Annotated in this window: 2 protein-coding genes and 1 pseudogene; 1 reads left to right on the forward strand and 2 read right to left on the reverse strand. The window is 71.2% G+C overall.

Annotated elements, in window-relative coordinates; genetic code table 11:
• Positions 1–352, forward strand: a 352-nt coding sequence (locus tag RDU12_RS14450) for an MGMT family protein (RefSeq protein WP_308685326.1), incomplete at its 5' end; no start/stop codon positions are given.
• Between the two features lie 219 nt (positions 353–571).
• Here RDU12_RS14450 and RDU12_RS14455 read toward each other — a convergent pair.
• Entirely contained in the window at positions 572–1,864 is a 1,293-nt protein-coding gene (locus tag RDU12_RS14455; RefSeq protein ID WP_300292004.1) for an Nramp family divalent metal transporter, read from the reverse strand.
• Between the two features lie 79 nt (positions 1,865–1,943).
• Positions 1,944–2,944: pseudogene (locus RDU12_RS14460) on the reverse strand (hypothetical protein); the annotation flags it as partial.

Here is a 2,944-nt window from a genome sequence, read left to right on the forward strand (position 1 = left end):
CACGCTGGCCGCCTATTTCGACGGCGACCGCGAGGCGCTGACCCGGGCGCCGTGGTCGCTGGACGGAGCGGTCGCCGGCGACGGCTTTCACGCCCGGGTGTGGCGGGCCCTGGCGGAGGTGCCGGCGGGGATCACCATCAGCTACGGCGAGATGGCCAGGCGCGCGGGCGAGCCGGGGGCGGCGCAGGCGGCGGGCGTGGCGCTGAACCGCAATCCGATCCCGCTGGTTCTGGCCTGTCACCGGGTGGTGGGGGCGGCCAATTCGTCAGGGAACTGGGCCCTGGTCGGGTTCGGCGGCGGGCTGGAACGCAAGGGCTGGCTGCTGCGCCACGAGGGCGCGCTGTTGCTTTAGGGGCCTCCGGGAGGTCCATCACAACGGACACAACGAGGTTCACAACGAACACGACGGGACCGGGGATGCAGCGCGATCGGCGCCTTGTTGGTGAGTCCGGATTGCGGCTTCGCCGCGTTTGATCGGATCGACGGCGAGATCAGCTGCGTCAGCCTCACAGACCCCGTTGTGCTCGTCGTGTCTCGTCGTGTCCGCTGTGATGAACAGCACTCGCCGGAGCTAGCCGAACAGGCCCATGAGCTCGCGGCCGGCGAGGACGCAGAACAACAGTCCCCCCGCCGCCAGCATGCCGTTCGACAGCCAGCCGCTGCGCCACTCGGCCGGGGTGCGCGAGGAGTTGAGCAGCCAGATCAGGGTCAGGGCGAGGAAGGGCATGAACAGGGCCCCGAGCGCGCCATAGGCGACGATCAGGCCGAACGGGCGGTCCATGAAGAGCAGGGCCATGGGCGGGAAGGTCAGCCACAACAGATAGGCGCGGAAGGCCGGGCTGCCCTCGCCCTTGGCCGAGGCGTCGTCGGCGCGGCCGCGCATATGGGCCCAGAAGTCCGCGAACATCAGGCTGACGCCGTGCCAGACGCCGATCAGGGACGAGAAGCTCGCGGCGAAGAAGCCGACCAGGAACATCACCCCGACCACGTCGCCGAAGCGTTCGCGCAGCACGGCGTCGAGGTCGAGCAGGCCGCGGTCGCCGCGCGCCAGGGCGATGTTCGAGGCGTACAGCAGCTCGGCGCCGACGATCAGCATGGCCACGACGAAGACCCCGGTGACGGCGTAGCCGACCCCGTTGTCGAGCTTCATGACCCGCATCCAGGCGGGGCCGCGCCAACCCTTCTCGCCGATCCAGTAGCCATAGGCGGCCAGGGTGATGGTGCCGCCGACCCCGCCGATCAGGCCGAGGGTGTAGAAGGCCGACCCCGCCGGCAGGGTGGGGATCAGGCCGCGGGCCATGGCCGGCAGGTCGGGGGCGACGATCACGGCGAGGCCGACCACGGTGACGAACATCACCGCCACCAGGCCGGTCATCAGCTTTTCGAACACCGGATAGCGGTTGAACCAGACCAGGACGAGGCCGACCACGCCGCAGATCATGGCCCAGGTCTTGAGGTCGAGGGCCATGGCCGTGCCGTCCAGCAACGCCGCCAGCGGCAGGGCCGAGGCGGTCATGGCCGTGGCCCCGTAGACGAAGCCCCAGAGCACCACATAGACGCCGAAATAGACGCTGGCCCAGTTGAGCCGGCCGCCGAACCAGCCGGGCCCCAAGCTGGACCAGCCGTCGAAGATGGTGCGGCCGGAGGCGAGGGCCCAGCGGCCCACCGCCTCGGCCAGGGAGATCTTCAGCAGGGTCCCGGCCACCGCCGCCCACAGCAGGGCGTAGCCGAACATGGAGCCTGCGATCAGGGTGGCGACCAGGTCCCCGGCGCCGACCCCGGTCGCCGCCGCGACGATGCCCGGGCCGATCAGGCGCCAGCGGCTGCCGGGCGCGGGGGTGGTGTCGGTCGCGGTGTCAGTCATGCGGCGGAAGCTCCTTCGCCGGGGAGCTTAGCGGCAACGGGGGCGGATTGTCCCGGAAGACGATCCGCCCCTGAAGGGTCTAGCGGCGCAGCTGAACCCGGGCCTCGAGGTCGGCCCAGCGGCGGGTCAGGTCGCGCAGCTCCTCGCGCAGGCGGGCGGCTTCGGTGCGGCTGAACTCGCCGCTGCGCTCGCCGGCGGTGATGCGGGCCTCGATCTCCGCGGCGCGGGAATCGTAGCCGTAGCCGCCGTCGTAAGCGACGTCGCCGACGCGGCGATCCAGATCGGCGAGCCGAATCCTCAGGTCCTCCTGTTCGCGGGCGCTGAGGCCATCGCGGCGGTAGTCGGACTCAAGCCGGGCAAGGGCGTCGAAGTCGGCGCGCAGGCGGGTTCCTTCGGTCCGGCTCAGGCGGCGATCGCGCACGGCCAGGTCGACGCGGGCGTAGAAGGCCGCGCGCTGGTCGAGCAGCGGACGCCAGTCGCCATAGCCCATGTCGTCGTCGCGGCGCTCGTCGCCGACACGCTGCGACAGGGCGCGATAGCGCTCGCGCAGGTCCTGGCGCTCGTTCGTGGTCATGCGGCCGTCGGCGGCGTAGCGGGTTTCCAGCTGCACCAGCGCCTCATATTCGGCCCGCAGGCGATTGGCCTCGGTCCAGCTGATCGAGCCGTCGCGGACGCCGGCGTCGATGCGGGCGTCGAGATCGGCGCGGCGCTCATAGAGAGGGCGGCGGCCGCGGCCCCAGTCGTCATCGAGCGCCCGGTCGTCCTGGCCGGCGACCTGTCCGCCGAACAGGGCGCCGAGGATGGCGCCGAACACGCCGCCGGGCTGGTCCTGCACCGAGGTCTGGCCATAGCCCTGATCGGAGCCGTAGGAATTGTCGGGATACAGCGGGCCGACGGTGGCGGTGGCGCCGCTGCAGCTCAGCACCCCGTCCCGGTTGGTGATGGCGCTGCGGCAGTCGACGCTGCGGATCGAACTCCAGCGGAAGCCGCCCTGCGTCTGGCACTCGGCCGAGATGTAGCCGTTGGCCAGTTGCTCGACATTGCGGCACGACGAGGGGACGCCGGTCTGGCCGGACGGGT

This window comes from Brevundimonas sp. (genome assembly GCF_031082345.1).
Taxonomy (GTDB): domain Bacteria; phylum Pseudomonadota; class Alphaproteobacteria; order Caulobacterales; family Caulobacteraceae; genus Brevundimonas.